At 44.5% G+C, this 26,467-nt stretch carries 31 protein-coding genes and 3 pseudogenes; 23 read left to right on the top strand and 11 right to left on the bottom strand.

Annotated features, from left to right (window positions below; all coding sequences use genetic code 11):
* Window positions 1-259: 259 nt before the first annotated feature.
* A complete protein-coding gene (locus tag F6J99_RS04335; RefSeq protein ID WP_293111859.1) occupies window positions 260-883 on the bottom strand; it encodes a PhnD/SsuA/transferrin family substrate-binding protein in 624 nt (207 codons plus the stop codon).
* 20 nt (window positions 884-903) lie between these two features.
* Window positions 904-1,125: a hypothetical protein gene (locus tag F6J99_RS04330; protein ID WP_293111858.1), complete on the bottom strand. Its 222-nt coding sequence runs from the start codon at window positions 1,123-1,125 to the stop codon at window positions 904-906.
* Window positions 1,126-1,273: 148 nt separating this feature from the next.
* Here F6J99_RS04330 and F6J99_RS04325 point away from each other — a divergent pair, with 148 nt between their 5' ends.
* The 3 genes and pseudogenes from F6J99_RS04325 to F6J99_RS04315 all read left to right on the top strand — a co-directional run bounded on the left by F6J99_RS04325 (window position 1,274) and on the right by F6J99_RS04315 (window position 2,064).
* Window positions 1,274-1,456 (top strand): hypothetical protein, encoded by a 183-nt coding sequence (locus tag F6J99_RS04325; protein WP_293111857.1) that lies wholly within the window; start codon window positions 1,274-1,276, stop codon window positions 1,454-1,456.
* Window positions 1,457-1,575: 119 nt separating this feature from the next.
* A pseudogene (locus tag F6J99_RS04320) lies at window positions 1,576-1,752 on the top strand (DUF3365 domain-containing protein); the annotation flags it as partial.
* A 102-nt stretch (window positions 1,753-1,854) separates the two neighbouring features.
* Entirely contained in the window at window positions 1,855-2,064 is a 210-nt protein-coding gene (locus F6J99_RS04315) for a HAMP domain-containing protein (RefSeq protein ID WP_293111865.1), read from the top strand.
* A 135-nt stretch (window positions 2,065-2,199) separates the two neighbouring features.
* Here the strand turns inward: F6J99_RS04315 and F6J99_RS04310 are convergent, their stop codons facing one another.
* The 3 genes from F6J99_RS04310 to F6J99_RS04300 all read right to left on the bottom strand — a co-directional run bounded on the left by F6J99_RS04310 (window position 2,200) and on the right by F6J99_RS04300 (window position 5,019).
* Window positions 2,200-2,346: a hypothetical protein gene (locus F6J99_RS04310; protein ID WP_293111856.1), complete on the bottom strand. Its 147-nt coding sequence runs from the start codon at window positions 2,344-2,346 to the stop codon at window positions 2,200-2,202.
* A gap of 21 nt (window positions 2,347-2,367) precedes the next feature.
* Window positions 2,368-2,727 carry a hypothetical protein gene (locus F6J99_RS04305; protein WP_293111855.1) on the bottom strand — a complete coding sequence of 120 codons (360 nt, stop codon included), beginning with the start codon at window positions 2,725-2,727 and terminating at the stop codon, window positions 2,368-2,370.
* Window positions 2,728-3,411: 684 nt separating this feature from the next.
* Complete coding sequence (locus F6J99_RS04300; RefSeq protein ID WP_293111854.1) at window positions 3,412-5,019, bottom strand: adenylate/guanylate cyclase domain-containing protein; 1,608 nt, start codon at window positions 5,017-5,019, stop codon at window positions 3,412-3,414.
* Between the two features lie 543 nt (window positions 5,020-5,562).
* On the opposite strand from F6J99_RS04300, the gene F6J99_RS04295 reads away from it, so the two are divergent.
* The 3 genes from F6J99_RS04295 to F6J99_RS04285 all read left to right on the top strand — a co-directional run bounded on the left by F6J99_RS04295 (window position 5,563) and on the right by F6J99_RS04285 (window position 9,355).
* The gene (locus F6J99_RS04295) at window positions 5,563-6,930 is read left to right on the top strand and encodes an NAD-dependent succinate-semialdehyde dehydrogenase (RefSeq protein ID WP_293111853.1); all 1,368 of its coding nucleotides are present in this window, start codon (window positions 5,563-5,565) and stop codon (window positions 6,928-6,930) included.
* A 121-nt stretch (window positions 6,931-7,051) separates the two neighbouring features.
* The gene (locus tag F6J99_RS04290; RefSeq protein ID WP_293111852.1) at window positions 7,052-7,246 is read left to right on the top strand and encodes a hypothetical protein; all 195 of its coding nucleotides are present in this window, start codon (window positions 7,052-7,054) and stop codon (window positions 7,244-7,246) included.
* A gap of 471 nt (window positions 7,247-7,717) precedes the next feature.
* Entirely contained in the window at window positions 7,718-9,355 is a 1,638-nt protein-coding gene (locus tag F6J99_RS04285; RefSeq protein ID WP_324611088.1) for an acetolactate synthase large subunit, read from the top strand.
* A gap of 2 nt (window positions 9,356-9,357) precedes the next feature.
* On the opposite strand, the gene F6J99_RS04280 is transcribed toward F6J99_RS04285, so the two are convergent.
* Window positions 9,358-9,612 carry a restriction endonuclease gene (locus F6J99_RS04280; protein ID WP_293111851.1) on the bottom strand — a complete coding sequence of 85 codons (255 nt, stop codon included), beginning with the start codon at window positions 9,610-9,612 and terminating at the stop codon, window positions 9,358-9,360.
* A 571-nt stretch (window positions 9,613-10,183) separates the two neighbouring features.
* Here F6J99_RS04280 and F6J99_RS04275 point away from each other — a divergent pair.
* The 6 genes and pseudogenes from F6J99_RS04275 (at window position 10,184) to F6J99_RS04250 (ending at window position 13,549) form a co-directional block, all read left to right on the top strand.
* Window positions 10,184-10,531: a hypothetical protein gene (locus tag F6J99_RS04275; RefSeq protein ID WP_293111850.1), complete on the top strand. Its 348-nt coding sequence runs from the start codon at window positions 10,184-10,186 to the stop codon at window positions 10,529-10,531.
* 556 nt (window positions 10,532-11,087) lie between these two features.
* Window positions 11,088-11,279, top strand: coding sequence for a hypothetical protein (locus tag F6J99_RS04270; RefSeq protein WP_293111849.1), 192 nt, complete (start codon window positions 11,088-11,090; stop codon window positions 11,277-11,279).
* A 623-nt stretch (window positions 11,280-11,902) separates the two neighbouring features.
* Window positions 11,903-12,178 carry a hypothetical protein gene (locus tag F6J99_RS04265; RefSeq protein ID WP_293111848.1) on the top strand — a complete coding sequence of 92 codons (276 nt, stop codon included), beginning with the start codon at window positions 11,903-11,905 and terminating at the stop codon, window positions 12,176-12,178.
* Window positions 12,179-12,359: 181 nt separating this feature from the next.
* Window positions 12,360-12,470, top strand: a pseudogene (locus F6J99_RS04260) (transposase); the annotation flags it as partial.
* Window positions 12,471-12,481: 11 nt separating this feature from the next.
* Window positions 12,482-12,748, top strand: a pseudogene (locus F6J99_RS04255) (transposase); the annotation flags it as partial.
* Window positions 12,749-12,988: 240 nt separating this feature from the next.
* Window positions 12,989-13,549: a hypothetical protein gene (locus F6J99_RS04250; RefSeq protein ID WP_293111847.1), complete on the top strand. Its 561-nt coding sequence runs from the start codon at window positions 12,989-12,991 to the stop codon at window positions 13,547-13,549.
* 213 nt (window positions 13,550-13,762) lie between these two features.
* On the opposite strand, the gene F6J99_RS04245 is transcribed toward F6J99_RS04250, so the two are convergent.
* Complete coding sequence (locus F6J99_RS04245) at window positions 13,763-13,951, bottom strand: hypothetical protein (RefSeq protein WP_293046753.1); 189 nt, start codon at window positions 13,949-13,951, stop codon at window positions 13,763-13,765.
* A gap of 225 nt (window positions 13,952-14,176) precedes the next feature.
* On the opposite strand from F6J99_RS04245, the gene F6J99_RS04240 reads away from it, so the two are divergent.
* Both F6J99_RS04240 and F6J99_RS04235 read left to right on the top strand, forming a co-directional pair.
* On the top strand, window positions 14,177-14,455 hold the full coding sequence (locus F6J99_RS04240) for a hypothetical protein (RefSeq protein WP_293111846.1): 279 nt from the start codon (window positions 14,177-14,179) through the stop codon (window positions 14,453-14,455).
* The gene (locus F6J99_RS04235; RefSeq protein ID WP_293111845.1) at window positions 14,452-14,895 is read left to right on the top strand and encodes an Hsp20/alpha crystallin family protein; all 444 of its coding nucleotides are present in this window, start codon (window positions 14,452-14,454) and stop codon (window positions 14,893-14,895) included. The genes F6J99_RS04240 and F6J99_RS04235 overlap by 4 nt, the downstream gene beginning before the upstream one ends.
* Before the next feature lie 317 nt (window positions 14,896-15,212).
* Here the strand turns inward: F6J99_RS04235 and F6J99_RS04230 are convergent, their stop codons facing one another.
* The gene (locus F6J99_RS04230; protein ID WP_293111844.1) at window positions 15,213-15,359 is read right to left on the bottom strand and encodes a hypothetical protein; all 147 of its coding nucleotides are present in this window, start codon (window positions 15,357-15,359) and stop codon (window positions 15,213-15,215) included.
* 505 nt (window positions 15,360-15,864) lie between these two features.
* Between F6J99_RS04230 and F6J99_RS04225 the strand changes: the two genes are divergently transcribed.
* The 4 genes from F6J99_RS04225 (at window position 15,865) to folP (ending at window position 20,309) form a co-directional block, all read left to right on the top strand.
* Window positions 15,865-16,155, top strand: coding sequence for a hypothetical protein (locus F6J99_RS04225; RefSeq protein ID WP_293111843.1), 291 nt, complete (start codon window positions 15,865-15,867; stop codon window positions 16,153-16,155).
* Between the two features lie 27 nt (window positions 16,156-16,182).
* A complete protein-coding gene (locus F6J99_RS04220; RefSeq protein ID WP_293111842.1) occupies window positions 16,183-18,333 on the top strand; it encodes a polyribonucleotide nucleotidyltransferase in 2,151 nt (716 codons plus the stop codon).
* A gap of 259 nt (window positions 18,334-18,592) precedes the next feature.
* A complete protein-coding gene (gene tpiA / locus F6J99_RS04215; protein WP_293111841.1) occupies window positions 18,593-19,318 on the top strand; it encodes a triose-phosphate isomerase in 726 nt (241 codons plus the stop codon).
* Between the two features lie 145 nt (window positions 19,319-19,463).
* A complete protein-coding gene (gene folP, locus F6J99_RS04210; protein WP_293111840.1) occupies window positions 19,464-20,309 on the top strand; it encodes a dihydropteroate synthase in 846 nt (281 codons plus the stop codon).
* A gap of 284 nt (window positions 20,310-20,593) precedes the next feature.
* Here folP and F6J99_RS04205 read toward each other — a convergent pair whose 3' ends face one another.
* The 3 genes from F6J99_RS04205 to F6J99_RS04195 form a co-directional block, all read right to left on the bottom strand.
* Entirely contained in the window at window positions 20,594-21,391 is a 798-nt protein-coding gene (locus F6J99_RS04205) for a stomatin-like protein (RefSeq protein ID WP_293111839.1), read from the bottom strand.
* 73 nt (window positions 21,392-21,464) lie between these two features.
* Entirely contained in the window at window positions 21,465-22,781 is a 1,317-nt protein-coding gene (locus F6J99_RS04200; protein ID WP_293111838.1) for a transposase, read from the bottom strand.
* Window positions 22,782-22,928: 147 nt separating this feature from the next.
* Complete coding sequence (locus F6J99_RS04195) at window positions 22,929-23,561, bottom strand: DUF4340 domain-containing protein (RefSeq protein WP_293111837.1); 633 nt, start codon at window positions 23,559-23,561, stop codon at window positions 22,929-22,931.
* A 787-nt stretch (window positions 23,562-24,348) separates the two neighbouring features.
* Here F6J99_RS04195 and F6J99_RS04190 point away from each other — a divergent pair.
* From F6J99_RS04190 to F6J99_RS04180, 5 genes are all read left to right on the top strand, one after another.
* The gene (locus F6J99_RS04190) at window positions 24,349-24,573 is read left to right on the top strand and encodes a reverse transcriptase N-terminal domain-containing protein (RefSeq protein ID WP_365972571.1); all 225 of its coding nucleotides are present in this window, start codon (window positions 24,349-24,351) and stop codon (window positions 24,571-24,573) included.
* A 71-nt stretch (window positions 24,574-24,644) separates the two neighbouring features.
* On the top strand, window positions 24,645-24,788 hold the full coding sequence (locus F6J99_RS45415; protein ID WP_365972583.1) for a reverse transcriptase N-terminal domain-containing protein: 144 nt from the start codon (window positions 24,645-24,647) through the stop codon (window positions 24,786-24,788).
* Window positions 24,745-25,131, top strand: coding sequence for a reverse transcriptase domain-containing protein (locus tag F6J99_RS45410; protein ID WP_365972569.1), 387 nt, complete (start codon window positions 24,745-24,747; stop codon window positions 25,129-25,131). Before F6J99_RS45415 ends, F6J99_RS45410 begins: the two co-directional genes overlap by 44 nt.
* Window positions 25,076-25,978 carry a reverse transcriptase domain-containing protein gene (locus tag F6J99_RS04185; RefSeq protein ID WP_365972567.1) on the top strand — a complete coding sequence of 301 codons (903 nt, stop codon included), beginning with the start codon at window positions 25,076-25,078 and terminating at the stop codon, window positions 25,976-25,978. The genes F6J99_RS45410 and F6J99_RS04185 overlap by 56 nt, the downstream gene beginning before the upstream one ends.
* A 115-nt stretch (window positions 25,979-26,093) precedes the next feature.
* A complete protein-coding gene (locus tag F6J99_RS04180) occupies window positions 26,094-26,282 on the top strand; it encodes a hypothetical protein (RefSeq protein ID WP_293111836.1) in 189 nt (62 codons plus the stop codon).
* Window positions 26,283-26,467 lie beyond the last annotated feature (185 nt).

Here is a 26,467-nt window from a genome sequence, read left to right as displayed (position 1 = left end):
TTATTTAGTTACCGCCATTACTGTTATTGAGCAAATTCTGATCCCAATTACCTTTACTAAAAATAAGAAGAGGTAATCCTGGGGATTAGTGGTCTTTAAAGAACGGCCAACTTGCTAAGTATGCAAAGGCGATTACCTAGCAACCCTTGACATTTGCAACCGCTTATGTACCAATCCTAAATTATTTGTTAAAAATTTCCAATGGTGATCTATTCAATTCTCTTATGCTACTGCCGGTCTCTCACCTTGTTTGGAAGTTTTACAACTCAAATGGAAGGCTGTATAAAGGGAATGGTTTTTCTTGAATCCGTTCGGCAATCGGTCTAACCTTCTGAACCACCTCAATTAAGTAATCATAATCAGGTGCTTTAGCATTGGGGATGTATCCTACTGATGCTGCCATGCTGCTAGAGGCAGATTCTAGTGCCTTGTGGATCTCCTGTTGTAGATTTCTCTCGACTGTTGGTCCGATCAGGATAGAACCACTGGGAATTTTATGAGAATCTATATATAAAATCCGGAACCTAGTCTGACTGAAGTCGTTGCGGTAACGTTCCAACTCTTCTAAAGACAAAGCTCCAGCGACAACCTCCTCAGAGGCAATCCACTGTAAGACTTGTTTTGGTGTGGGGGCAAAACGCACTTCTGCTAGGGTCAGACCGTAGAGATTGTAGATTGGCAGATAATATCCTGTGGCAGAACCGGGTTGACCTAAAGCAATGACTTCACCGGCTAGTCCACTCAAGTCTTGGATGGGGCTTTCGAGTTTTACTACGATCACTGAGCGTGACTTTTTCACTCCTTCAAGAGGTAGCAGTGGTATGTACTGTGCCTCAGCAATGGCCATGGCTGCTAAACCAGGAGGAGCAAAAATGATAGACAACTTGCTCTGCTTAATCAAAGTTAGTGCTCTGCGCTCGCGTTGTAAATCGGTTCTAATTCTATAATCATCTTAAGTCGAGCACCAAGATATTCGATTAGCTTTGAGTATCGCTCTATGATGCGATCGCTTTCCCCGTAACTCACCATCCCAATACTTAATTTCCCGAGCCTAGGCGTATCGGGTGAGTTACAAGCTGTCAAAATTAATATAAGATTCAACAAGAATAGACGGCGGTAAAACATAATTAATTACCTTAAGAAATAAAACAGCTGTGGCACTAATGATACTATGGTAGATGGCTAATGTTAAAAAAAACTTAATTTAGGAATCAAACTAAACTTACTATTGCTATCCATTTTTATAGGACTTGTACTTACTGGTGGGTTGGTTTTGTCTCAAGTTTTAGAAGGCTATGGGGAAAAAGTGGTCACTGACCAAGCCCTAATTCTGATCGAAACCATGAGTTCGGTTCGGGAGTATACCAATAATCAAGTGAATCCAGAATTAGCTGATCGACTAGAAAATGAAGAGCAATTTTTACCTCAAACAGTACCTACTTATTCAGCTCGGTAAGTTTTTTATAATTTACGTAAACGTGATCAATATGGTGATTTATTCTATAAAGAAGCGACAAAGAAGCGACCCTTAATCCAACTAATCTCAGAGATAAGGCTGATAGTTTCGAGACCCAAATTGTGGAGAGTTTTCGACAGCAGCCAGAGCTAACATAAAAAAACGGTTTTCGCTCCCTTCCTAGTGGAAAAATTTTTTATGTTGCCCGTCCTCTCGCCATTTCTGAAAAAAGCTGTTTACGATGCCATAGTACTCCTGAAGCCGCCCCTGCTAGCCAAATTGCTACCTACGGTGATGAGCATGGTTTTGGTTGGAAGCTCGATGAAATTGTTGGTGCCAAAATTGTATCAGTTCCAGGGTTTAAAATCTTTAATTCGGCTAAGCAGTTACAGGTATTGGTGATTGGGATTATTACTGGTTTTTTCCTAGTAGCGATTTTGTTGATTAATCGTTTCATTAAGGTATCGGTGACCAAACCTCTTAAGCAGATGGCTCAATTAGCTAAGGAAGTGAGTACTGGCAATATTGGTGGAGAATTTGACCATGATTCAGAGGACGAAATTGGTATATTAGCTAAATCTATGAATCGGATGAAAGTTAGTTTATAAATGGCGATGAATATGCTGAATTCAGAAACTAATTAGTAATCCCAAATTACTAATTGCTTGCTCAATTGATGGCTGAAGTATTACTAATTATTACTTCTCAACTAGTACTTATAAATAGTACTTATAAAGTAGTACTTATAACTGACCCGATGACAGGAAACGCCGTTGAAAGTCTTGGGCATATTTTTGATTGGGAATTTTTTGAGATAAAGCTTTTACAAATTCTTGGGCGGAAGAGTTAGGATTCTGGATAAGAGTACGCTGGCAGACAATGGTAGCCATCGGACCAATTAACTCAGCGAGTTACTTTGGCGCTTGTTGCCCACACTGAAACTGAAAGGTCAGTGTGGGAGCTATCACGTTTTCAATCTGACGAGATGGTTGTTTGGTTGTTTGGTTGTTTGGTTGTTTGGTTGAAGGTTGAACGCGATTGCGTGGCCAATAGGCCAAGGTTGTTTGGTTGAAGGTTGAACGCGATTGCGTGGCCAATAGGCCAAGGTTGAAGGTTGTTTGGTTGAAGGTTGAACGCGATTGCGTGGCCAATAGGCCAAGGTTGAAGGTTGAAGGTTGTTTGGTTGCAGGTTGAACGCGATTGCGTGGCCAATAGGCCAAGGTTGAAGGTTGTTTGGTTGAAGGTTTAACAAAACTCGCGGAATTCCCCACCTTCTTTAAAGGTGGGCATGGATAGCGAGACGATAACCTACAACGATTCGTGATATAATAAACTTGGTCGATGACCCGCCTGACTGACTAAAAGGCTACCTTAAAGGTGTAAAAGTACGCTTCAGAGCTCAGGGTTTGAAGTTACCGTAAGTAGAGGGTCGCCTTAATCAGACAGTTTTAACCCTTTTATTCATAGCCGACCAACCATAAAGGCGACCCTCTACTAAGGTTTCGTCTCCGGGAAGAGACTTGCCCCGGCTGGTTAGCCATAGATGCTGTAATTCCAAGGTGAGTCTGTCGTCAAACTATACATCGATAGAAGGCGGATGTCTGCCTGTGGACGCTGAGTAAGACCAATTCTAGCGCAGCTTTTTGAGGCGTCGGGGACGCGCGCGGGAAACCCGTTCGCGTAGCGTCGGCTTAGCCGATAAGACGAATAAGACCGTCCCTGATTTGAGTTGAGAATTGGAAGCCCCAACCTCAGCGTTCGCGTAGGGTGACCAAAGGTCAAGCAGGTTGGGGTACTTCACTCACCTGTAACCTGTAACCTGTAACCTGTAACCTGTAACCTGTAACCTTAAACCTTCAACCTTCAACCTTTGCCAAAAGGCCACGCAATCGCGTTCAACCAAACAACCTTCAACCTTCAACCTTCAACCTGTAACTTTTCTAGCTTCCCTGGAATTAAGTATCCCACCGTAGCCGATACAGTTGCAGGGGCTGGTCTTTACCTTTAACCTTAACCGGGGACATTTTTTCCAACGGTAGAGTTTTATTCCTCAGCTTGTCTAAGGTGCTTTGGGAAATTAGAATCTCTCCCTCCTGAGCGGCACTACAGATGCGGCTAGTAACATTGGTAGTGTCACCAATAGTAGCGTATTGAATCAGCTTCTGTGAACCGATATTACCTGCTGCTACTTTCCCAGTATTGAGTCCAATGTGGATTTCAATCTCTAAATTGCGCCGCTTGAACCAATCCTGATTCAGGTGAATAACTGCTCGTTGCATTGCGATTGCAGCTTGGACGGCTCGGTCAGCATCGTCTGGTTGGGAATAGGGGGCTCCCCACACAGCCAGTAAGGCATCCCCAATATATTTTTCTAAAGTGCCTTCGTATTTAAACACAATATCCTCTACCATCACCTGGAAGTACTCATTGAGCATCTCAATCACTTGCCGTGGGTTCATACGAGAGGACATTTGGGTAAATTTACTGATGTCGGCAAAGAGGGCGGTTACTTCGGTATCTATAATTTCTAAGTTGCCTTCTTCCTTGAGCTTTTTACTCACAGCTTCCGGAAAGAAACGCTCAAATTTACTCCGGATTACTGCTTCTGCCTGCATCTTCTGGTAAAGTTGAGCATTGTCAATTGCGATCGCAGCTTGGTTAGCCAGAGCCGTCAAAAATTCCAAGTCTTCTTGAGAATAAATATTGGCTCTAGAGAGATTATCCGCATACAATACCCCAATCACTTCCTCTCTGGGTTTTAGGGGTACGCACATGGAGGCATGGATTTCTTGCTGGAGTACTGACTGGGAATTGCTGAATCGTTGGTCAATGGCAGCATCAGCAATTAAAACCCCATCCCCTTTCTGGTGTACGAAATTGGTGATTCGTTTGCTATAAAATCGCTCATGGGTAGGTATGCCTGTTCGGGAGTTGACAGCTTTTTCCTCTAGCAATCCCGTTTCTTGATTAACCATGAGGATGATTGCCCGGTCTACATTCATAATCTCGAACAGCAGGTCAAGAATTTTTCTCAACAAGTGATCCGGCTCATCGGGAGAGGAAAGTTGCTTACTCACCTCCAATAAGATTTTTAACTTGTCTACTGAGCGTTGACCTGTCTCTTGCTCTCGCAGCTTCAGGGCTGAGCCTTGATAAGCTAAACTGTCATGGTGCAGTAATTCCTGAATTTCGACACGAGTTTGTTCTGGGGATAACCGGCTGACAATCGAAAAGTTTGAATCATTATCCTTAAGAATATTTGGGGTTATTCTGTCATCATCACTCACAAATTCAAAGATTACACTGCCCAGACGTATTAAGTCTCCGTCTTTGAGTTCACACTGGTCAATTTTGGCGTCATTAACAAACGTGTGATTTAGGCTACCTAAGTCTTTTAGGATAACCCGATCATTCGTGATTGTCACCTGAGCATGATGACGGGAAAGACTTTTATGAATTACGGTAATACTATTATTTATTTCCCGTCCTATGGTATTGGAGCCACTGATCAATTTATAACTTTCTTGGTTATTCGGCTCTGATTTAGCAATTAAATAAGGCACAATTTAGCTCTCGTCATTAGTTCTTATCTCAGACAAGTATAATCGACTAAATTATCAAACTACTAATTTAAGGGTCTAGGTTAATGGTTGAATGGCTCTAGGTTGAATGGCTAAGGGGGTTATGACAAGCCTATGCTCGCAAGGAGGTTATCAAATGCCCCTGTTGTAACTAATACCTAATACCTATCAGCTAATACCTAGATTTTCGAGTCTGACCTAGTTTCCTAGCTCCGTGTCAAGCAGTGATGCTGTCAAATGCTTGTATTGTAGCTAATGCCGAATCCCTAAGCCCTAACCTCTAATCCCTAGAATTGGGTTGATAACTGTTTTAAAAACTGGTGAGAGAAATTTCGTGGTAGTAGGAGAAAACTTGATATTAGGTTAATACTTGCTTGACTGCTAGTTTGGCTCGCGAATGGGTTGAGGATATTCCAGAGTATATCAAACTATTAAGCCATTTTGGCATAAATAAGTCATAGTCTAAAGAATTAGTTATAATCAAAGGATTGGAAGTACTATCCCCATTGGGGGGAGGAGGAAGCCATGGGGATCGCTACAGTTAACCCAGCAACCGGGGAAACCATCAAAACCTTTGAGCCAGAGAGTCCGTCGTCGATTGCGACCAAGCTAACAGTTGCCCAAGAGGCGTTTGAGCAATACTGCCAAACATCAATGGAGCAAAGAGCAGAGTGGCTAAACGCAGCGGCGGAGATTGTAGAGCGGGATCGATTAAAATTCGGCCAGCTGATGACCACGGAGATGGGAAAACCCCTCAAAAGTGCGATCGCAGAAGCGCAAAAATGTGGTTTGGTTTGTCGGTACTACGCTGAACACGCAGCTGAATTCCTGGCAGATGTCCCAGCCTCTACCGATGCCACCCAAAGCTTTGTGCGCTACCAACCTCTAGGTGTCATTCTAGCAGTCATGCCCTGGAATTTTCCATTTTGGCAAGTCTTCCGTTTTGCTGCTCCAGCATTGATGGCGGGAAATGTGGGGTTGCTCAAACACGCCTCTAATGTGCCTCAATGCGCCTTAGCCCTTGAGCAAATCTTTGCTGAAGCAGGATTTCCCGAAGGGGTGTTTCAGACCTTACTGATTGGTGCTGACCAAGTAGAGGCAGTAATTCAGGATCCACGGGTCAAAGCTGCCACCCTAACTGGTAGTGAGCTAGCAGGAGCTGCTTTAGCGGCTGCGGCTGGGACACAAATCAAGAAAACTGTCCTGGAACTAGGGGGAAGTGACCCATTTATTGTCCTAGACAGTGCCGATTTAGAAGCAGCAGCTACCACGGGTGTGACTGCTAGGATGCTCAATAACGGTCAATCGTGTATTGCAGCGAAACGGTTTATTGTGGTGGACGCAGTAGCCGATGACTTCCAGCAACGCCTACTGGACAAATTCCAAGCCCTGAAAGTGGGAGATCCTATGGGGGAAGATACTGATATTGGTCCGTTGGCAACCCCTGGTATTCTTAGAGATTTAGACCAACAGGTACAAGCCTGCATTGAACAAGGGGCAAAGGTTCTTACCGGTGGCCATCCTTTAAGCGATCGCGCTGGTAACTTCTACCCCCCCACAATTCTAACTGACTTCCCACCAGGCACTCCAGCCGATAACGAAGAATTTTTTGGCCCTGTTGCTCTATTGTTTAGAGTTCCGGATATTGATGCTGCTATTAAGCTTGCCAATTCCACAGTATTTGGATTAGGAGCCAGTGCCTGGACAACCAATGAGGAGCAAATCCCCAGGCTGATTGATGAACTTGAAGCTGGAGCAGTGTTTATCAATGGCTTAGTCAAATCCGACCCCCGTTTACCCTTCGGTGGGATCAAACGTTCTGGGTATGGGCGAGAACTAAGCATTCAAGGGATACATGAGTTCGTCAATATCAAAACTGTTTGGGTGAAGTAAAAATTCTAGGTATTAGGCTAAAACCAGGCTAAAACCATTAGCCTAATACCATTACCCTAGATTTCATTAGCCTATAGCAATTCTATTTGAATCCTGAACAGTTATAGCACTACGCATTAAAGTGTTTGACATTGATACAAGCTCAAAAGCTGTTGTACTCAACTTTTGCCTCTTGCCTCTTGCCAATGCCATTGCGCGTAGCGCTATACAGTTACTACTGACGGATTCTCCGACTCAGGACTCAGCACTATTCTTGAAATTCACCTTGTTGGTGAAGTTATCTGTGTATCTGTCTCTATCCCTGTGGTTCTGGTGAAGGGGAAAATAAAAAGTTTTTCTGTAACATTTTTAACTTTTTGCCATCAAGTTTTTACTGTTACTTTTTGTTAAAGTAACCCAGATAGAAGCCAGAATGGCCATACAACTCAGTACTCTGCTTCTTTCATGGTTATCAAAAGCTTATCAAAAGCTACTTTAACATTGCCCCAACCCCACTTAACTTCTGATAAATTGGCATACACCGGATATCAAATGCTAAATCTTTGTCTTGATGCAGTCGCTCATGGGGGAAACCACGGCAGTCGCTCATGGGGGAGACCCCCAAGACCGCGCTGCCTCCCCAAGACCGCGCTGCATCGCTTGTCATGAACTAATAACAACTATGGACGAAAGCTAATAGAAAAAGCTAAAAAGGAATCTCAAAATAAATCTAAAAATTATTTTTTACAATCAAAGATTATTTTGATACCAAAAACCTATATACCAGGGATGATTAGATATGGGTGACATGAATACCGCTGAACTATTGGTACATTGCTTAGAAAACGAAGGAGTCGAGTACGTTTTTGGACTACCTGGAGAAGAAAATCTCCATGTTCTAGAAGCTCTTAGACATTCTTCAATTCAATTTATTACCACTCGTCATGAACAGGGAGCAGCCTTTATGGCAGACGTTTACGGACGGCTGACAGGAAAGGCTGGAGTTTGCCTGTCAACCCTCGGTCCAGGGGCAACTAACTTAATGACTGGGGTGGCTGATGCCAATTTGGATGGAGCACCCCTAGTAGCCATTACTGGTCAGGTGGGAACGGACCGCATGCATATTGAGTCCCACCAGTATTTGGATCTGGTGGCAATGTTTGCTCCAGTGACTAAGTGGAACCGGCAAATTGTTCGCCCTGACACGACAGCAGAAATTGTCCGTAAGGCGTTTAAACTCGCTCAGAGCGAAAAACCAGGAGCGGTACACATAGATTTGCCAGAAAACATTGCGGCCATGCCAGTCAATAGCCAACCCCTAGGCAAAGATGGTCGGGAAAAAAGCTTTGCGTCTTTCCGTAGTTTGGGTAAGGCAGCTGTGGCTATTTCTAAGGCGAAAAATCCCCTAATCTTGGCGGGTAATGGCGCAATTCGTGCTGGTGCTGCTGAAGCCTTAACCGAATTTGCCACCCGGATGAATATTCCAGTGGTCAATAGCTTCATGGGTAAAGGGTGTATTCCTTATACTCATCCCCTGGCCTTGTGGACCCTTGGATTACAACAACGAGACCACATCACCTGTGCTTTTGAGCAATCGGATTTGGTGATTGCGGTGGGATATGATTTGATTGAATATTCTCCGAAAAAGTGGAATCCAGAGGGCAAGATTCCGATTATTCATATCGGTGCCAGTCCAGCAGAAATTGATAAAAGCTACATTCCTTTAGTGGAGGTAGTGGGGGATATTTCTGACTCTCTCAAGGAAATTATGAAGCAGGGAGACCGGGAAGGTAAACCGATATCATCCGCTGCTGAACTTCGGTCGGAAATCCGAGAGGACTACGAACAGTATGCTACAGATGAAGGCTTTCCGATCAAGCCACAAAAACTGATCTATGACCTACGCCAGGTCATGGAACCAGAAGATATTGTGATCTCTGATGTAGGGGCTCACAAGATGTGGATGGCTCGTCATTACCATTGTGATTGTCCGAATACCTGTATCATTTCTAATGGTTTCGCAGCCATGGGGATTGCTTTGCCAGGAGCACTAGCAGCTAAGCTGGTTTATCCGGATCGCAATATCGTGGCAGTCACTGGTGATGGGGGCTTTATGATGAATTGCCAGGAACTTGAAACAGCACTCAGAGTAGGGACTCCCTTTGTGACACTGATTTTCAATGATGGTGGCTATGGCTTGATTGATTGGAAGCAACAAAATCACTTTGGTGAGTCGGCTTTTGTGAATTTTGGCAATCCAGATTTTGTTAAATTTGCTGAAAGTATGGGACTAAAAGGCTATCGTGTCAATTCAGTAAATGAGTTGATTCCTATCCTACGAGAAGCATTAGCTCAAGATGTGCCTGCGGTGATTGATTGTCCGGTGGACTATGGCGAAAACCTGCGCTTTAGTCAAAAGACTGGTGATTTAACTTGCAAGATTTAAGGTTATTTGGGTTGAAGGTTGAAGGTTGGAGGTTGAAGGTTGAAGGTTGGAGGTTGGAGGTTGAAGGTTGTTGAAGGTTGAAGGTTGTTGAAGGTTGAAGGTTGGAGGTGGGAGGTTGAAGGTTGTTGAAGGTTGAAGGTTGTTGAAGGTTTAAGGTTGTTTAAGGTTGTTGAAGGTTTAAGGTTGGAGGTTGCAGGTTCTAATCTTCCAGTTGTGAACTCTCTGTTCCCTGTTCCGGTGATCCGCTGTTCCCTCAACAGTGAATAACGTTCAACCTACCCTACAAGGGATGCCAATAGCGAACAACCGCTTAACCTTGGCCAAAAGGCCACGCGTGCGCGTTCAACTGCTTAACCTTGGCCAAAAGGCCACGCGTGCGCGTTCAAGCGGTTAACTTTCAACCGGTTAACCTTCAACTTGTTAACCTTCAACTTGTTAACCTTGGCCAAAAGGCCACGCTACGCTAACAACAAACCTTTACGCCACAATGGCGAGACAGCAGGAATTTATATAGTTATCTTATTAAATACAAGTAGGTTGGTTTAAACAACCAATCATTGCATCAATGAATTTAGCACTAGAGAGTTGATGCAGGAAGAATAGGTGAAGGATTTTACTCTGGATTGGCAAAGTCTATTTTACCTTTCACCAAACCTGTAGGCTTAGGGAAACTGCTTTACTGGCTGCAGAAAGAATAACTAATGTTTGGGCGATATATATATGATTGCCCTGATGTTTAATGCCTACCCATAATCGTCATTACTGGATCGATTCTCTAGAAGCTAATTTCACCAAAATTAAACCTTTTGAAAAGGGAGAGTGCTTAATATGGATGAGATGGAAATTTATAGTCAGCGTCCTGCTGGTTCGGCTATGTTTTCAACTTCCGAAGGCTTCATGGATTCTATCAAAGATTTGGACTTCATGACAGATGTGTCGGAAGATCAGCTCGACAAGATTGAAGGAGGCAGCGACAGCGGACGCCGCCGCGTTCAGCCCAAAGGCTTTGTCGGCGGTGGCCAGCCTTTTATCATTAGTAATGACGTGGACTTGGAAGGGATTGCGATCGCTAAGAACGGTGGTACTGCAATCGTTAACCAAAACGTTAACATTTTCAACAAATTTATCATCATACTTCCAGGATTCTTTAAGAAGCGTGGTGGTAGCTCTAGCTAATACCAATTCACGGTTTTAGTTGCTACGAATACATCCTGCTTAAAGGGAATTTGGAATGGGTGATTCCGTTCTTGATGCAGTCGCTCATGGGGGAAACCACGCCAGTTGCTCATGGTTAGAAGTTACCGTAAGACAGTTGAGCCTTGTCTTGATGCAGTCGCTCATGGGGGAAACCCCCAAGACCGCGCTGCATCGCTAATCAATAAGTTTTACCCCTTTTCTGCATAGCCTACCAACCATAAAGGCTCAACTGTCTAAGGTTTCGTCTCCGGGGGAACCCCCAAGACCGCACTGGCTCCCCAAGACCGCGCTGCATCGCTTTACAATTGTCCATTCCAAATTACCAATTACCCTCTGATAGGACTAGAATTATCCTGGCTTTATTTCTCACTATTTAAAGGTTGCAGGTTCTAATCTTCCAGTTGTGAACCCTCTGTTCCGGTGATCCGCTGTTCCGGTGATCCGCTGTGCCCTCAACAGTGAATAACTTTCAACCTACCCTACAAGGGATGCCAATAGCGAACAACCGCTTAACCTTCAACTAAGCATTCAGCTAATGCGCTACTTGAGATGCTACTTGAGGTGCCGTCAGCCGTCAGCTAATCAACGGGAGGTAGTAAACAAGTTTAAGGTGCTGGTACGGCTGTTTGAAAATCCCTGCTCGTTTTACTCATCCGACCCCGTACAGTTAAAGCGCCTGCTAGCACTTCAAGTAGCACCATCTGTAGCGCTAATCGCTGACCGCTGATAGCTGATAGCTGACGGCTAAATACTTACACTTTCAACCGGTTAACCTTAAACTTGTTAACCTTAAACTTGTTAACCTTAAACTTGTTAACCTTAAACAAACCTTTGGGCCACAATGGCGAGACAGCAGGAATTTATATAGTTATCTTATTAAATACAAGTAGGTTGGTTTAAACAACCAATCATTCCATCAATGAATTTGGCACTAGAGAGTTGATGTAGGAAGAATAGGTGAAGGATTTTACTCTGGATTGACAAAGTCTACTTTACCTTTCACCAAACCTGTAGGCTTAGGGAAACGGCTTTACTGGCTGCAGAAATAATAACTAAGCTTTGGGCGATATATATAGCACTACGCATTAAGCTGAGGACATTTATAAAAGCTGAAAAGCTGTTATAGTAAACTCTTGCCTTTTGCCTTTTGCCTTTTGCCTTGCGCGTAGCGCTATATATGATTGCCCTGATGTTTAATGCCTACCCATAATCGTCATTACTGGATCGATTATCTAGACCAAATTTAACCCAAGTTAAACCTTTTTAAAAAGGAGATTACTTCAATATGGATGAGATGGAAATTTATAATCAGCGTCCTGCTTCGGTCTATTTTAAACTTCGGAAAGCTTCATGGATTCCATCAAAGATTTGGACTTCATGACAGATGTGTCGGAAGATAAGCTCGAAAAGATTGAAGGAGGTCAAAACAAGGGACAACCCACTGTTATTGATCCCAAAGATTTTGGTGGCACAGGCGAGCCTATTATCCTTAATGAGGTGGACTTGCAAGGACTTGCGATCGCTAAGGACGGTGGTACTGCAATTGTTGACCAAGACGTTATTATTAACCAAATTTTCTTAGTATCTCCAGACTTCTTTAAGAAGCGTGCTGGTACCACTACCTGATCGCAATTTACGCTTTTAGTTGCTACCAATACATCCTGGTTAAAGGGAAGATGATGTCCATGTCGAAATGGCTTTGTGATACCGGTGCTGATGTGGATGTTGTGTTTGTCCACAGTGCTCGTAGCTCACAAGATATCATCTTCCATCAGAAATTACAGTTGATGGCCGCTTTGCACNGAATTTCTTTGCCCAACTCAAACAATATCGAGGAATCGCGACACGTTATGATAAGCGAGCAATAAACTTTCTCGGGGCAATTTATCTTGCTGCTACTGTTATCTGGCTTAATTGATGACACGCCCTAAGTCTATTAACGATGCAGGTTGGTACCAATTTCGAGAGTGGTTAGAGTATTTCGGCCAAAAGTTTGGTCGGATAACTGTCGCAGTTAATCCAGCCTACACAAGCCAAAATTGTTCCAGCTGTGGTCAAGTGGTCAAGAAATCTTTATCGACTAGAACCCATGCCTGTAAATGCGGGTGTCGGCTGGATCGTGATGTTCCTTCGGAACCGCTTCGCGAACACAATGCTGCTAAAAATATCCTAACCAGAGCCTTGGGTACCGTGGGGTTTGAAGTTACCGTAAGTAGAGTGGAGCCTTTACAGGGGACTGGCTATGAGAAAAAGGGTCAAAACTTATTAACTAAGGCTCCACTCTACTAAGGTTTCGTTTCCGGCACACGGGAACTTATCAAAACGCTTGGGGAGATCTGTCCTCTACTCTTCCTGGTTCCGGCCTGGTTGAGCAAGACGGGTCTGTGAGCCAAGAATCCCCTGCCTTCTAGGCATGGGGAGTGTCAAATTGACCAAGTGTTTGATGTCAAAATTCAGCCTCAAGATGGAACAACCGCGAATATAACCAAGATTGAAATTAGTAGTAATCCATCAGTAGACTCAGATGGCGGTCTAGTCAAGGTCAGTAGCAGGGCGACGGCTACTAACAGGATTAGTCCCAATCCCAAGGCCTATGGCCAGGCTAACGGAACAGGCGACTCTGGTGGCGGTGTGGTAATGGTCAGCAGTAGCAGCACGGCTACCAGTACCATTAGTGACAATACCTCAGGGGATTTAGGGAATCGCATTTCCAGTATCCATGGCACAGCCATGGTTTCCAGCACCATAATTAACCCTAACACCAATAATTATCAGGTTACTGGTGCCGCCAGTGCCACCATTGGTGAGGAGAACCCGATTAGTAATCCGGATGGTGTTACCGATGAACCTGACAATCTCCTTGAGAGCATCGTTGGTACTATTACCAATCCCATTGATTCCCTACTTGATTCCTTCCAGACTTCATCTCTGTTGACTTCATCTCTAGGTTTTCCTAGTTCTGGGATTGATCTTGACCAGAGTCGTTCGCTTATTTGAGCAATTTGTGGGCATCACTGTCTTGATGCAGTCGCTCATGGGGGTAACCCCCAAGACCGCGCTGCATCGCTTCGACCTTTGCCCTAGTAATCAGTCAATATAGTGTTGAGGCTTAGGTTAATGGTGTTAGGAGTTAAGTGTTAGGTTAATGGTGTTAGTTAGGAGTTAACGCCTAATACCTAGTGCCTAGTGTCTAATCGAGAAAAGTACAGGTTAAGTTTCTCTAAAATACTGGGTTAGGTTGTTGAGCGCCTCTGTCGCACTTTCAATGGCCGACGCTAATTCTTCAATGCGGTCAGAGTGAGCTTTACCTTCAATTTCCTTTTTCAGCAGTTCCTGTAATTTCAGAATCAATTCTTTTTGGTAGCTGACTGAATGGGTAAAATCTGTGGATTCCATCATCGGACTTAACTGAATTGCCTTATCTGATACCTGTTCGCGTAGCGTGCGCGTAGCGCATTAGCACCTCAAGTGGCCTGCGTGGCACAGGCTTCTAGCCTGTGAGGTAGCGCATTAGCTGACCACTGAATTCGAGTTTACCGAACCCAATTGTATTCAGTTTACCGTAATTTAGCTCAACGTTAACTATAGCAGTTCTAAATAGTTCATAAAACCCAAAGCTGATTTATGATTACACCAAAAAATCATCAGATCTCTTTCTTACTATTCCCTGCTCCCTGCTCCCTGCTCCCTGTTCCCTGTTCCCTGTTCCCTGTTCCCTGTTCCCTGTTCCCTGTTCCCTGTTCCCTGTTCCCTATTGAACATTTATTCATAACGGCAATCCCTATAAAGTTAGTGATAAAAACCGAATTGTCACTACTATTTTCAAGTCCTACCATAATAATCAAAGGCAAAAAAACAAGGCTAAATCAATTAAGCAATTACAACTTGGAGGAAGAGCTATGACTCTAGTTCGTTGGAACCCATGGAAAGACATCAACACCCTACAACGGGAAATTGACCAGCTATTTGACAATAGTTTTGTGCCCACTACTTTGCGAGAATTTGGTCATTTCAAAAATGTTCCTGCTGCTGAACTAACCGAAACTGAAGATGCTATCACTCTGAAATTGGAAGTTCCAGGAATGGAAGCCAAAGACTTGAATGTAGAAGTCACAGATACTGTTGTTGCTATCAGTGGAGAACGGAAAGAGGAAACCAATACTGACGAAAAAGGCGTCAAGCGGTCTGAATTCCGTTATGGTAAATTCCAGCGGGTAATTCCTTTACCGGTTCGGGTTCAAAATACCAAAGTTGAGGCTGAGTACAAAGACGGTATCTTGAATCTGACCTTGCCCAAAGCGGAAGAGGAAAAAAACAAAGTTGTCAAGGTTAACTTGAACTAACTCCCTGGTTAGCTGTCCGGCAAAATTCATCCCACACCTATGCGTAGCATAGGTGTGGGATGAATTTTGCACAGGGTATTATAAAATTGCTATAATATATGTACTGATAAACAAAGCCGTTCGCGTAGCGTGGCCAAAGGCCTTAAATGCTGGTTTGTCAGCCACCTACTAATCAAAAATACAACTTATTGTATTGTTCCGGCGCGGAGGGGCATCCCGTGTCGTTAATAAAGCTTACCGAGTATCCGAACCGTTGGGTGGAGTTGGTAAGAAGCCCACACTTCAGACGTGTGCTCTTCATATCTGATTAATAGATTTTATAACAAAGGGAGTAGGGAGTAGGGAGTAGGGAGTAGGGAGTAGGGAGTAGGGAGTAGGGAGTAGGGAGTAGGGAGTAGGGAGTAGGGAGTAGGGAGTAGGGAGTAGGGAGTAGGGAGTAGGGAGTAGGGAACAGAAATTATCACAATTAATTTAGGCTAGCTATAGGTAATTGAGGTTATTATAATGAAGTAAGCCAAATTATTAGTTTAGCTTATTAGGCAAAATTCGCTCTAGATAATTCACCGATCAATTAAGATTTATTCGCTTCTTCAAAAAAACTGGATATATCCGATTTTTAGTTACTATTTTTTAGGATATTAAACGATAAATAATTTGGATATATAACTAAAATAAATGGTTATTTATGAATTAAACTCTATGGCTATTATTGATAGTATTCAGTAAGCACCTACACAGAATTAATTGCCTAGTCGCAATCTCTATAACCCTTACATTGTAAGGTTTTGATTTTTGTAAAATGTGTAATTAATTTTGTGCACCTGCTTAATATTTAAAGTCTAAAAAAAACCTTGAGGTAAATCCACAATAAAACTGGCCACTTTCAAAAAGAAAGTAACCGTAGGCGTAGAGGAGTTGATCCATTCGCCAAACACCATAAAAAAGTATAGCGTTTACTAGTCTAATCAGGTGCATCATATAAATTTTTTCATTGCTCCCTGTTCCCTGTTCCCTGTTCCCTGTTCCCTGTTCCCTGTTCCCTGTTCCCTGTTCCCTGTTCCCTGTTCCCTGTTCCCTGTTCCCTGTTCCCTGTTCCCTGTTCCCTGTTCCCTGTTCCCTGTTCCCGACTCCCGACTCCCGACTCCCGACTCCCTACTCCCTACTCCCCACTCCCGACTCCCCACTCCCTACTCCCGACTCCCTACTCCCCACTCCCCCCGAGTGATAAATGCTACGATTGCGACAGAACGAGAACAGTGATCAAACAAAGAAGGAAAAAGTACCGAAATGGTAGAGATAGACAAGTCAATATCCTTTGATGGACGGGATATTCGACTCAAAGTAGGTCTACTTGCCCCTCAATCTGGTGGTTCAGTAATGATACAGTCGGGGGATACAGCAGTTTTAGTGACAGCAACTCGTGCCCCTGGTCGAGAAGGGGTCGATTTTCTGCCCTTGGTAGTTGACTACGAAGAAAGACTCTACGCAGCAGGTCGGATTCCAGGTGGTTTCCTCAGGCGGGAAGGCCGTCCTCCAGAAAAAGTTATCCTAACTAGCCGTCTCATTGACCGTCCCTTGCGTCCGTTATTTCCCAGTTGGCTACGAGATGATATACAGATTGTAGCAACTACCCTGTCTATGGATGAACAAGTACCGCCAGATGTTTTGGCAGTTACTGGTGCATCGATTGCTGTCTTGCAGGGCAGCATTCCCTTCTATGGACCAATGGCAGCTGTACGGGTAGGGTTACTCGGGGATGATTTTATGATTAATCCCACCTACAAAGAAATCGAAAACGGCGACTTGGACTTAGTCGTGGCTGGTTCCCCACAAGGGGTAATTATGGTAGAAGCCGGTGCCAATCAATTACCGGAACAAGATATAATCGAGGCCATTGACTTCGGCTACGAAGCGGTACAAGACTTGATCAAAGCCCAGCAAGACCTGCTTGAGGAGTTGGGAATTGAAATAGTGATTGCCGAACCCCCAGCCGTAGACTCGAATCTAGAAGAATTTATTCGCGATCGCGCCACTGACAAAATTAAAGCTATCCTCTCCCAATTTGACCTGGACAAAAAGGGTCGAGATGTTGCCTTAGATGAAGTTAAGGACACTGCTGTCAAAGCAGAAATTGCCGAACTCAAAGAGGATGACCCAATCCGTGTAGCGGTTACTGAAAATAGCGCATTAGTCGATAAGCTGTTCAAAAGCCTCACCAAAAAACTGATGCGTACTCAGATTGTGGAAGACGGAGTGCGCGTAGATGGTCGCAAGCTAGACCAAGTGCGTCCTGTGTCTTGTCAAACCAGTCTATTACCTCAGCGAGTTCATGGTAGCGCTTTGTTCAACCGAGGACTAACCCAAGTCCTATCCACTGTTACCTTGGGAACACCTGGAGATGCCCAAACTCTAGATGACCTTAACCCAGAAGATGAGAAGCGCTATCTGCACCACTACAATTTCCCACCCTTTTCTGTAGGGGAAGTCAAGCCATTGCGATCGCCCGGACGGCGTGAAATTGGTCACGGAGCTTTAGCTGAACGAGCATTAGTGCCAGTGTTGCCCCCTCAACACGAGTTTCCCTATGTGATCCGAGTGGTATCGGAAGTGCTCTCCTCCAATGGTTCCACCTCCATGGGCTCGGTTTGTGGTTCAACACTGGCCTTGATGGATTCAGGTGTACCCATTACCAAACCCGTTAGTGGTGCAGCCATGGGTTTGATCAAAGAAGGAGAGGAAGTCCGCATTCTCACCGATATTCAAGGTATTGAAGACTTTTTGGGTGACATGGACTTCAAAGTCGCTGGTACCGATACTGGCATCACGGCTTTGCAAATGGACATGAAAATAACTGGTTTGTCCATGGATACCGTAGCCCAGGCCATTGAGCAAGCCAAACCGGCCAGACTGCATATCCTAGAAAAGATGCTGGCGGTGATTGACACACCCTCCACAGACATGTCACCCTTTGCTCCTCGCCTCTTAACCATGAGGATTGATCCGGAGTTCATCGGTACAGTCATTGGTCCAGGGGGTAAGACAATTAAAGGAATTACCGAGCAAACTGGGGCAAAAATCGATATTGAAGATGACGGTACAGTTACCGTATCTGCTATGGATGGGGACAGAGCCACCAAAGCTATCAGTATCATCCAAGGCTTAACCCGCAAGCTGAATGAAGGGGATGTCTATGTTGGTCGTGTCACCCGGATTATTCCCATTGGTGCCTTTGTGGAAATACTTCCTGGCAAAGAAGGCATGATTCACATTTCCCAACTAGCTGACTATCGAGTTGGCAAAGTGGAAGATGAGTTAGCGGTAGGAGATGAGGTAGTTGTCAAAATACGGGAAATTGACAACAAGGGTCGTCTTAATTTAACCCGTTTGAACATTCATCCCGACGAAGCTGCCGCAGCAAGGGAAGCAGCAGCATTATAACCTAGCTAGGCTAGCTAGATCATGGTGAAGCGTCAGGAGCAGGGAAGCTTCTCAAGACTGTAGAGAACAGATGTAAGAAGCGTCTGGGGAGTTGGGGGAATAAATTGACCTTACTCTGATGATGCTTCCCTGAACTTACCCTAGGAGTATCGTCTGATCAGCTCAGTGAACAGCAAAAGTCTAACATTTCTGATATTGGCGTAAGTAAAAGCTTTACACTAAATAATGCATTATGGTTTAGAGATGATTTAGTTAAGCTGTGCGGAAAATTGTTATAGCTGGTAACTGGAAAATGTTCAAAACTCAAGCGGAAACCGCTGAGTTTTTAAAGGGATTTTTGCCTGAGCTGGAGCAAACTCCCATAGAACGGGAGGTTGTTCTGTGTGCTCCCTTCACCGACTTGGGTGTGATGTCTGAGCATGTACAAAATACTCCTGTACAGATCGGGGCTCAGAATATCCACTGGGAAAATGCTGGAGCCTACACGGGTGAAATTGCTGGTGCAATGCTCAAGGAAATTGGTGTGCGCTATGTCATTGTTGGTCATAGTGAACGGCGTCAATACTTCGGCGAAACGGATGAAACCGTGAATAAACGCCTTCACGCTGCTCAGCGTCATGGTTTGATTCCGATTCTGTGTGTTGGGGAAACGAAAGCACAACGGGATGCTGGTGAAACAGAAGACATTATTACCAAGCAGTTGGAAAAAGACCTAGTCAACGTTGACCAGCAAAATTTAGTGATTGCTTACGAACCGATTTGGGCAATTGGTACTGGCGAAACTTGTGATGCATCAGAAGCGAATCGAATCATTGGATTGATTCGCTCTAAGCTAAAGGAAGCTAATGTCCCAATTCAATATGGTGGCTCCGTCAAACCCAAGAATATTGATGAAATTATGGCTCAATCAGAAATTGATGGAGTACTGGTGGGCGGAGCAAGCTTGGAACCTGCGAGCTTTGCCAGGATTGTCAATTATCAGTAGTTGTAATTAGTCATTGGCTAATTGTTAATTGTTAATTGTTAATTGTTAATTGTTAATTGTTGATGGGTTAATTGTTCTTAGCTTATTAATTAGTTAATTTGCTAATTGCAATTTTCAATGTGCAATTAGCCATGATCTATAAGCGATGGATAAAGGAAAACTAACCATCCAGAACTATTCTTTTGAGTGGGGCAAACGAAGCTATATCATGGGTATCTTGAACGTTACCCCCGATAGTTTTAGTGATGGCGGAGAGTATTATACCCCAGAAGCTGCCTTAAAGCAAGCTCAGGCTCTAGTAGATGCTGGTGCTGATATTATCGATATTGGTGGTCAATCGACTCGACCTGGTGCCGAGCAAATTTCCCTACCCGAAGAACTGAAACGAGTTGTGCCTGTGGTAAAGGCAATCCGTTCAGTGGTGAAGATACCCATTTCTGTCGATACCACTAGAGCATCTGTGGCTAAGGCTGCCGTAGAAGCTGGTGCGGATATGGTCAATGATATTTCCGGTGGCACATTTGACCCAGACATGTTGCCAGTCGTAGCCCAGTTGGGGGTACCCATTGTCTTAATGCATATTCGAGGCACCCCCGTTTCCATGCAAAAACTAACTGACTATCAAGACTTAATTGGAGAAATCTATAGCTTTCTGGAGCAGCAGGTCAATGCCGCAATCGCAGCAGGAATTAAGCGATCGCATATTATTATTGACCCAGGCATTGGTTTTGCCAAAACCGCTGAGCAAAGTGTAGAGATTCTGCGGCAACTCCCTAGGTTTGATGCCCTTGGTGTACCGATGTTAGTCGGAGTATCTCGGAAAAGCTTTATTGGACGAATCATCAATCAACCAGACCCCAAGGGTAGAATTTGGGGAACTGCTGCGGCTTGTTGCAGTGCCATTGCCGGTTCAGCAGACATCCTGCGGTTACACGATGTTCGCCAGCTCCATGATGTCTGCCGTGTTGCTGATGCGATTTGGCGTGTATAAGTATTCAGTTATCAGCATTCAGCTATCAGTTATCAGCATTCAGCTAAAGCGCTACGCGCACGCTACGCGAACAGCATTCAGCTAATGTGCTACGCACACGCTACTAGATCGGTGCTTTTGAATAAGCGATGCAGCTTCGGAACAGGGGGTTTCCCCCATGAGCGACTGTATCAAGACAAGAGGTAAGCATTGGTTTAATCTCTGTTTCGTCTGCTGAACGCGCACGCGTGAGCCTTTAGCTCACGGCTGACAGCTGACGACTGAATGCTTACATTATTATTGCCCTAATTACTCTGGCCCACAGATTCAGTTTGAAGCAAATCAGTCATGGCTTCGCTCAGTGCTTTTGGATCCATAAAGACGACTTTAGAATTGCTGCTTTCACCTAATTTTTCATTCGCTTCTACATAGCGTTGAGCGATCAGAAACTGTAGGACTTTCTGAGTATTAGCTTGCTCTTGAAGAGCTTTGGAGATCATTTGGATTGACTCCACTGTACCTTCAGCCTGTAAAATTTTGGCTTGTTTCTCACTCTTAGCAGCTCGCTCCTTCTCTAGGGCATCGATAATAGTTTGGGGTGGTTTAATTTCTTGTACCTCAACCCGCATCACCTTGACTCCCCAATCAGCAGAGGCATCATCTAGTTGTTGCAATAAGTTCTGATTGATTCTGTCTCGAGAGGCATAAGTCTCATCTAGTTCCAACTGACCAATGGTAGAACGCAGGGTGGTCATCACTAAATTTTCAATCGCCTCATGAACATTGTCTACAGCATAAAACGCTTTGTACATATCTAAAATTTGCCAATACACGATGGCATCGACTTCTACCTGAACATTATCTTTCGTGATTGCTTGCTGAGGTTCAATGTCTAAAATCTGTTCACGGGTACTCTCTTCTACAGCAATCTTGTCTATAAACGGAACTACATTGAAGTTAAGACCAGGGTCTAGTTTTTTACGATACTTACCAAAGCGTTCTACTAGAGCTTCATTTCCCTCTTGGACAACCTTTGTCGTACCGACGCTGTATCCAAAAGCTACTAAAACAACTGGGGCGAGTATGCTAAGAAGAATATCCATAGTGTTTGAGCTCCTATTAGGAGATTAATCAATTAACTGATGTTGCGGCTAGCGTTTGCTAGAAATAACTTTATCAATAGAAGAGCACAAAATTTGACACTCCCCGGGTCTTTAGACGCGGGGATTCGTGAGAATTCCATAATCGTAATCTCACAGGCGTAGTCAAAGCGCCCCTACTGAGTTCCATCAGGTCAATGCCCATGGTTCCCGCTACTTTCCTGATAATGTTCATGGCTCCATTACAATCGGCATTCACATACCAGTTTTGAGCTGTGCGATATAAGCCACGCTTCAACCTTTTCCCCGATGGTTTCCAACTATCGGGTTTTTCACCGAATACGGGAATATCATCATTGTCTAGGGCTGATGCTTTACTTGTATAGCTTTCCTCAGTCTCAATAAACTGAATGCCGTACAGGTCGCATAACTGGGCGATGCGTTTTTTGAGCCGTGCGGTGGGAATCTGTACAAACTTCTGGTTAGTCTTGCGACCCATGTTGGCACCGATTTTTTGTCCCTCGTTCCACCCGAAGACGATAGTCCCGATCCTATGCTCCAAACAGTGATTGATGACTATTCGAGCGGCTTTGTTGATGCCTTCTCTCATCTGTCGGTTACGCTTCTCTGTGATGGTCGCGAGTAGCTTTGTCCAGTAGGTTTCATTGTGCCCCTCTTTAAGGGTTGCCACGCGCTTGTTATACCACTGGTTCATACTTTTGATGTGCTTCCCATCAACGATGAAGCTATTCCCCAAGGTATCGACGCATGTTAGCCAGTTATCGATCCCATGGTCAACGCCCAGCGCTTTGGTTAGGTTTACGTCAATCTTTTGAGGCTCCATCTTATAGACGAATTCGGCATAGAATGCCCCATTCCTGGGAAGGATACGAACCTCTTTGATAGATGCCCAGTCTAGGTTAGACGGCATATCAATGAAAAATTCAGCTAACCCAAACCATGTCTTTACCTGCCTACCAAGTGGTAAGCGTATCTTTTCGCCAACTAATTTCAACCATCGCTTGGGATATGAAACAGTGAATAGTCCAGCCTTACGGTAACTCGGTGGTTTGGGTCGCTGGTCAAGAAATCCAGTCCAGAACAACTTATTGAGTTTTTGAAATGACCGAAATGACTCAGCTACACCGTTACAGACTTGCTGTGATGCACTCACATACATTGCCGTAAAGTGCCGATTATGTTTCATCTGGGCACAAATTTCAGCTCTACCCACAATTCGCTTGGTCTTGAACCAGATCTGCCTAGCGTAATAGACAGCGCAATTGTAGATTTTATTGGACTCAGTGCAGATGTATTTAAGGATGGCTAAAAGCTCTTTTTCTGGGGATATCAGGTTCTGTTGGCATCCCCAATAGGATTGTTCTTTTACCATAAGTGAATTGTACTTGCGCCTTGGACATACATTAAGGCCGTGATTAGCTGCTCGTGTGTATAGATAACTTTCACTCTAGCGACCCCTCGGTTGACTGTCAAAGCTGTTATCAAAACTACGGAGAACCTAACTTCTGTGGATTTGGTACTAGTCAGTTTTTTCAGCAGCAGATGGCTTCTCTTCTTCAGCCTTTTCCTGATTAACCAGCCATTCTGAGAGGGGGCGTGAGACCGCATACTGAAAGTCCACTGGCACTAACAGTACATCCAACTGCTCAGATTTGGAATCCAGTGGTAGGACTTGAGCATATAGGAAACTGCGAGTAAAGTCCAAGTTGCCTAAGATCAGCTTCGGAGTGTCCTGATTTTTCAGTTTCACTGTTATAGTTGCTGAGGGCTTGTCCAATCCATACTCTGGAAGTTGGTCAGGGCTAACCGTAAGAATGCGATCGCTTTTACCCTGAGCCAGCAAGTTCAACAAAAAGGAAACAACCGCATCACTAGCTATCCCCTCTTTCGGCTTTTTCATCCGCCAACCCGATTCTGGCTCACTGGCTCGCTCAAATACTAAGGTCTTGTCATCACTATTAACAGTAAACGATTGAATCTCGTCTTGAGTGAAATTAAATATAGGTTTTTTAGGGATTTTAGCAGCTTCTCGCTTTTCAGAACCCTGAATTTCATAAATATATACACCTCCCCCGAGGAGGATGGCAGAAATGACTAAAATCAGAGTTGTCCGTTGTAGTTTCATGGGATTAAACTGCATCGATCTAAACACAGCTTAATACGTTATAGGGATTCTCAATTGGGTGAGGTACGCCCCCCTTGGGGGTGTCTCACAGGGGTAGGTTTTTAACAAAGACGTGAGGTGTGGGGTGTGGGGTGACCGGGTGTGGGGTGTGGGGGAGTGCGGCTCGTTCTAGCTAGGAGCCTCTAGAGACTAGAGGGGTATAAGCTAGGGGATTCGCGAGACAAACATCGCAAAATCCTAACTATCTACCAGATGGTGGTGAAAACCCACCCCTTGAGGAGACAAGTGACTCTCTACCTTGGCCACACCGAGTAGGCGGCAACCTATAGAGTGAAGCTGGCACCAGGGCGGAATTAGGACTGAAACAGATAGGTTCCCTACCGCTAACGAGGAGATGACATGGGTAAACAAGTCCTAGAAAAGTGTCTAACACCCAAGCCACAATCTGAATAAAACATGTGGATTTCATCCTCTCATTCTCACGAAAGCTGCTCCTGTTATTCGTAATCTCCGAGAAGAGGATAGGCAAAATGGGAACGAAGTTACCGCAAGAATAGTGGAGCCTTTATAGTTAGTCGGCTATGGGTAAAAGGGTTAAAAATTTTGGTGTAAGGCTCCACTATTCTAAGGTTTCATCTCCGGACTGCCCTAAATCATCAAAACAATCTGGAAGATGGAACGAGTAAAAACGATGGCAATACACAATGGGTCTGAAGAACGGTCGTAACTTCAGTAAGCAACTGCCAAGCTTAATCCCCATCATCGGGTAAGATGTCCCCAAAACTGGGGGCGGGTATTCAGAATATACAAACCAATGGAGAGTATGGGTAGACACAGACAGAAATCTAGTGACCTTTGGAAAGGGCAAAACTGGAAACAAATCCGGAAAAATCTTTTCCGCCTACAGAGGCGTGTGTATAAAGCAGTTCAAGTTGGGGACTTGAGGAAAGCTCGGTCGCTACAGAAACTGATACTGAAGTCTCGTTCAGCACAGCTTTTGGCCGGAGATGAAACCTTAGAAGAGTGGAGCCTTAATTAATAATTTTTAACCCTTTTGCGCAAGAACCTCAAACTGTAAAGGCTCCACTCTTCTTGCGGTAACTTCTAACCATCCGTCAAGTAACACAGCTCAATCAGGGTAAGAAAACCGCCGGTATCGACGGAAAAATTACACTGAACTACAAAGGATGGCTTCGAAGTACAAGAAACCATGAGGCAAAGCGCCCTCGACTGGCATCATTCCGGTCTCCGTGAAATCCCAATTCTCAAAAAGAATGGGAAAGTAAGAATGCTCAAGATACCGACAATCTCAGACAGAGCATGGCAAGTAAGCGCCAAATTTGCTCTCGAAGCTGCCCATGAAGCCACGTTCCACGCTCGAAGCTACGGGTTTAGAACCGGCAGAAGCGCCCATGATGTCCAAAGATACGTATTCCAGAACCTGAACTCTGGTGCAAATGGCATCAGGAAAAGAGTAATCGAACTAGACATCAAAAAGTGTTTCGACCGCATCTCCCATAAGTCCATAATGGATAGGTTAATTGCACGCCGCTTGTTTGAAGACTGGGATATTCCGATGCCTAAAAGCAGGAGTTGACCTGGAATTTCCTGAGCAAGGAACCCCACAAGGAGGTGTAGTTAGTCCACTACTCGCCAATATCGCACTTGACGGAATAGAAAATATTCACCCAAGCGTCCGGTACGCGGATGATATGGTCATATTTCTCAAGCCAAAAGATAATGCCGAAAAAGTATTGAATAAAATCAAAAAATTTCTGGCCGAACGCGGGATGGAAATAAGCGTTGAAAAGACTAAGATAACCAAAACGACAGACGGATTTGACTTCCTAGGGTGGCACATGCGTGTCAAACAAAACGGAAAGTTCCATTGTACTCCCTCAGTGGAGAACCACAGAGCTATCCGGAAGAAAATCAAGACCGTAGTGAACAACTCGAATTATGGTGCACAAGTCAAAGCCAAAAAGCTAGCGCCTATCGTACGCGGATGGAGGAATTACCATAAATACTGTGATATGAGCAGTTCCCGAGATAGTTTATGGTTCATGAACATAGCGGCAAACCGAAAGTTCCGCAAGGAAAAAAAGGTGAACCGATATCAGGCCGAAAAACTATGCAAGAAAAGCTTCCCCGCAGTTGGGTATGAACAAAATAAACACGTAATGGTAAAAGGGACTAAGTCCCCAAATGATGGAGACTTAGTCTATTGGAGTCAGAGAAACTCAGAACTCTACTCTGATGCTACAGCAGAGGCATTGAAGAAGCAAAACCATTCCTGTGGACATTGCGGAATGAAATTCATTGATGAGGAGAAGGTACACCTACACCACATTGATGGAAATCACGACAACTGGAAGAAAGCCAATCTTATGGCCATACACCAGAGCTGTCATCAACAATTACATTGGAGCCAAAAAGATACCTAGGAGCCGTGTGAGGCGAAAGTTTCACGCACGGATTTGGAGCGGAGGTGCCCCGGATAATACCGGGCATCGACCGTAATTAAGACAATATACTTAATTGTCTTGATGCAAAGCGCGAGTGGGGGAAACCCCCTTTGGCCGACTGCATCGCTTGTCGTTGTCAGCCATGCTTTGCGCGAGTGGGGGAAACCCCCGCATGAAGGCGCTGCCTCCCCTGTTCCGAAGCTGCATCGCTAAAAATCATCATTATCTTGATACACCCGCGCGAGTGGGGGAAACCCCCGCAGGTCGGGCTTTGGTGCGCTGATCGAATCTAATTATTAAATTCCCTTGATTGTCGCACCTCTGCATCGCTTTCTTATGCCCCACACCCTACACCCGTTCCCCCTACACCCCACACCTGAGGTCAAAGTAAAAAACCTACCCTTATGAGCTTGGGGGTGTGCGGCAGTAGGGAGTACGGAAGTCAGAAGAGGAATCCGCCCTTAATTA

This window comes from Moorena sp. SIO4G3 (assembly GCF_010692305.1).
GTDB lineage: Bacteria > Cyanobacteriota > Cyanobacteriia > Cyanobacteriales > Coleofasciculaceae > Moorena > Moorena producens_A.
Note: the sequence above shows the minus strand (reverse complement) of the source record. Positions and strands in the feature narration are given on the sequence as shown.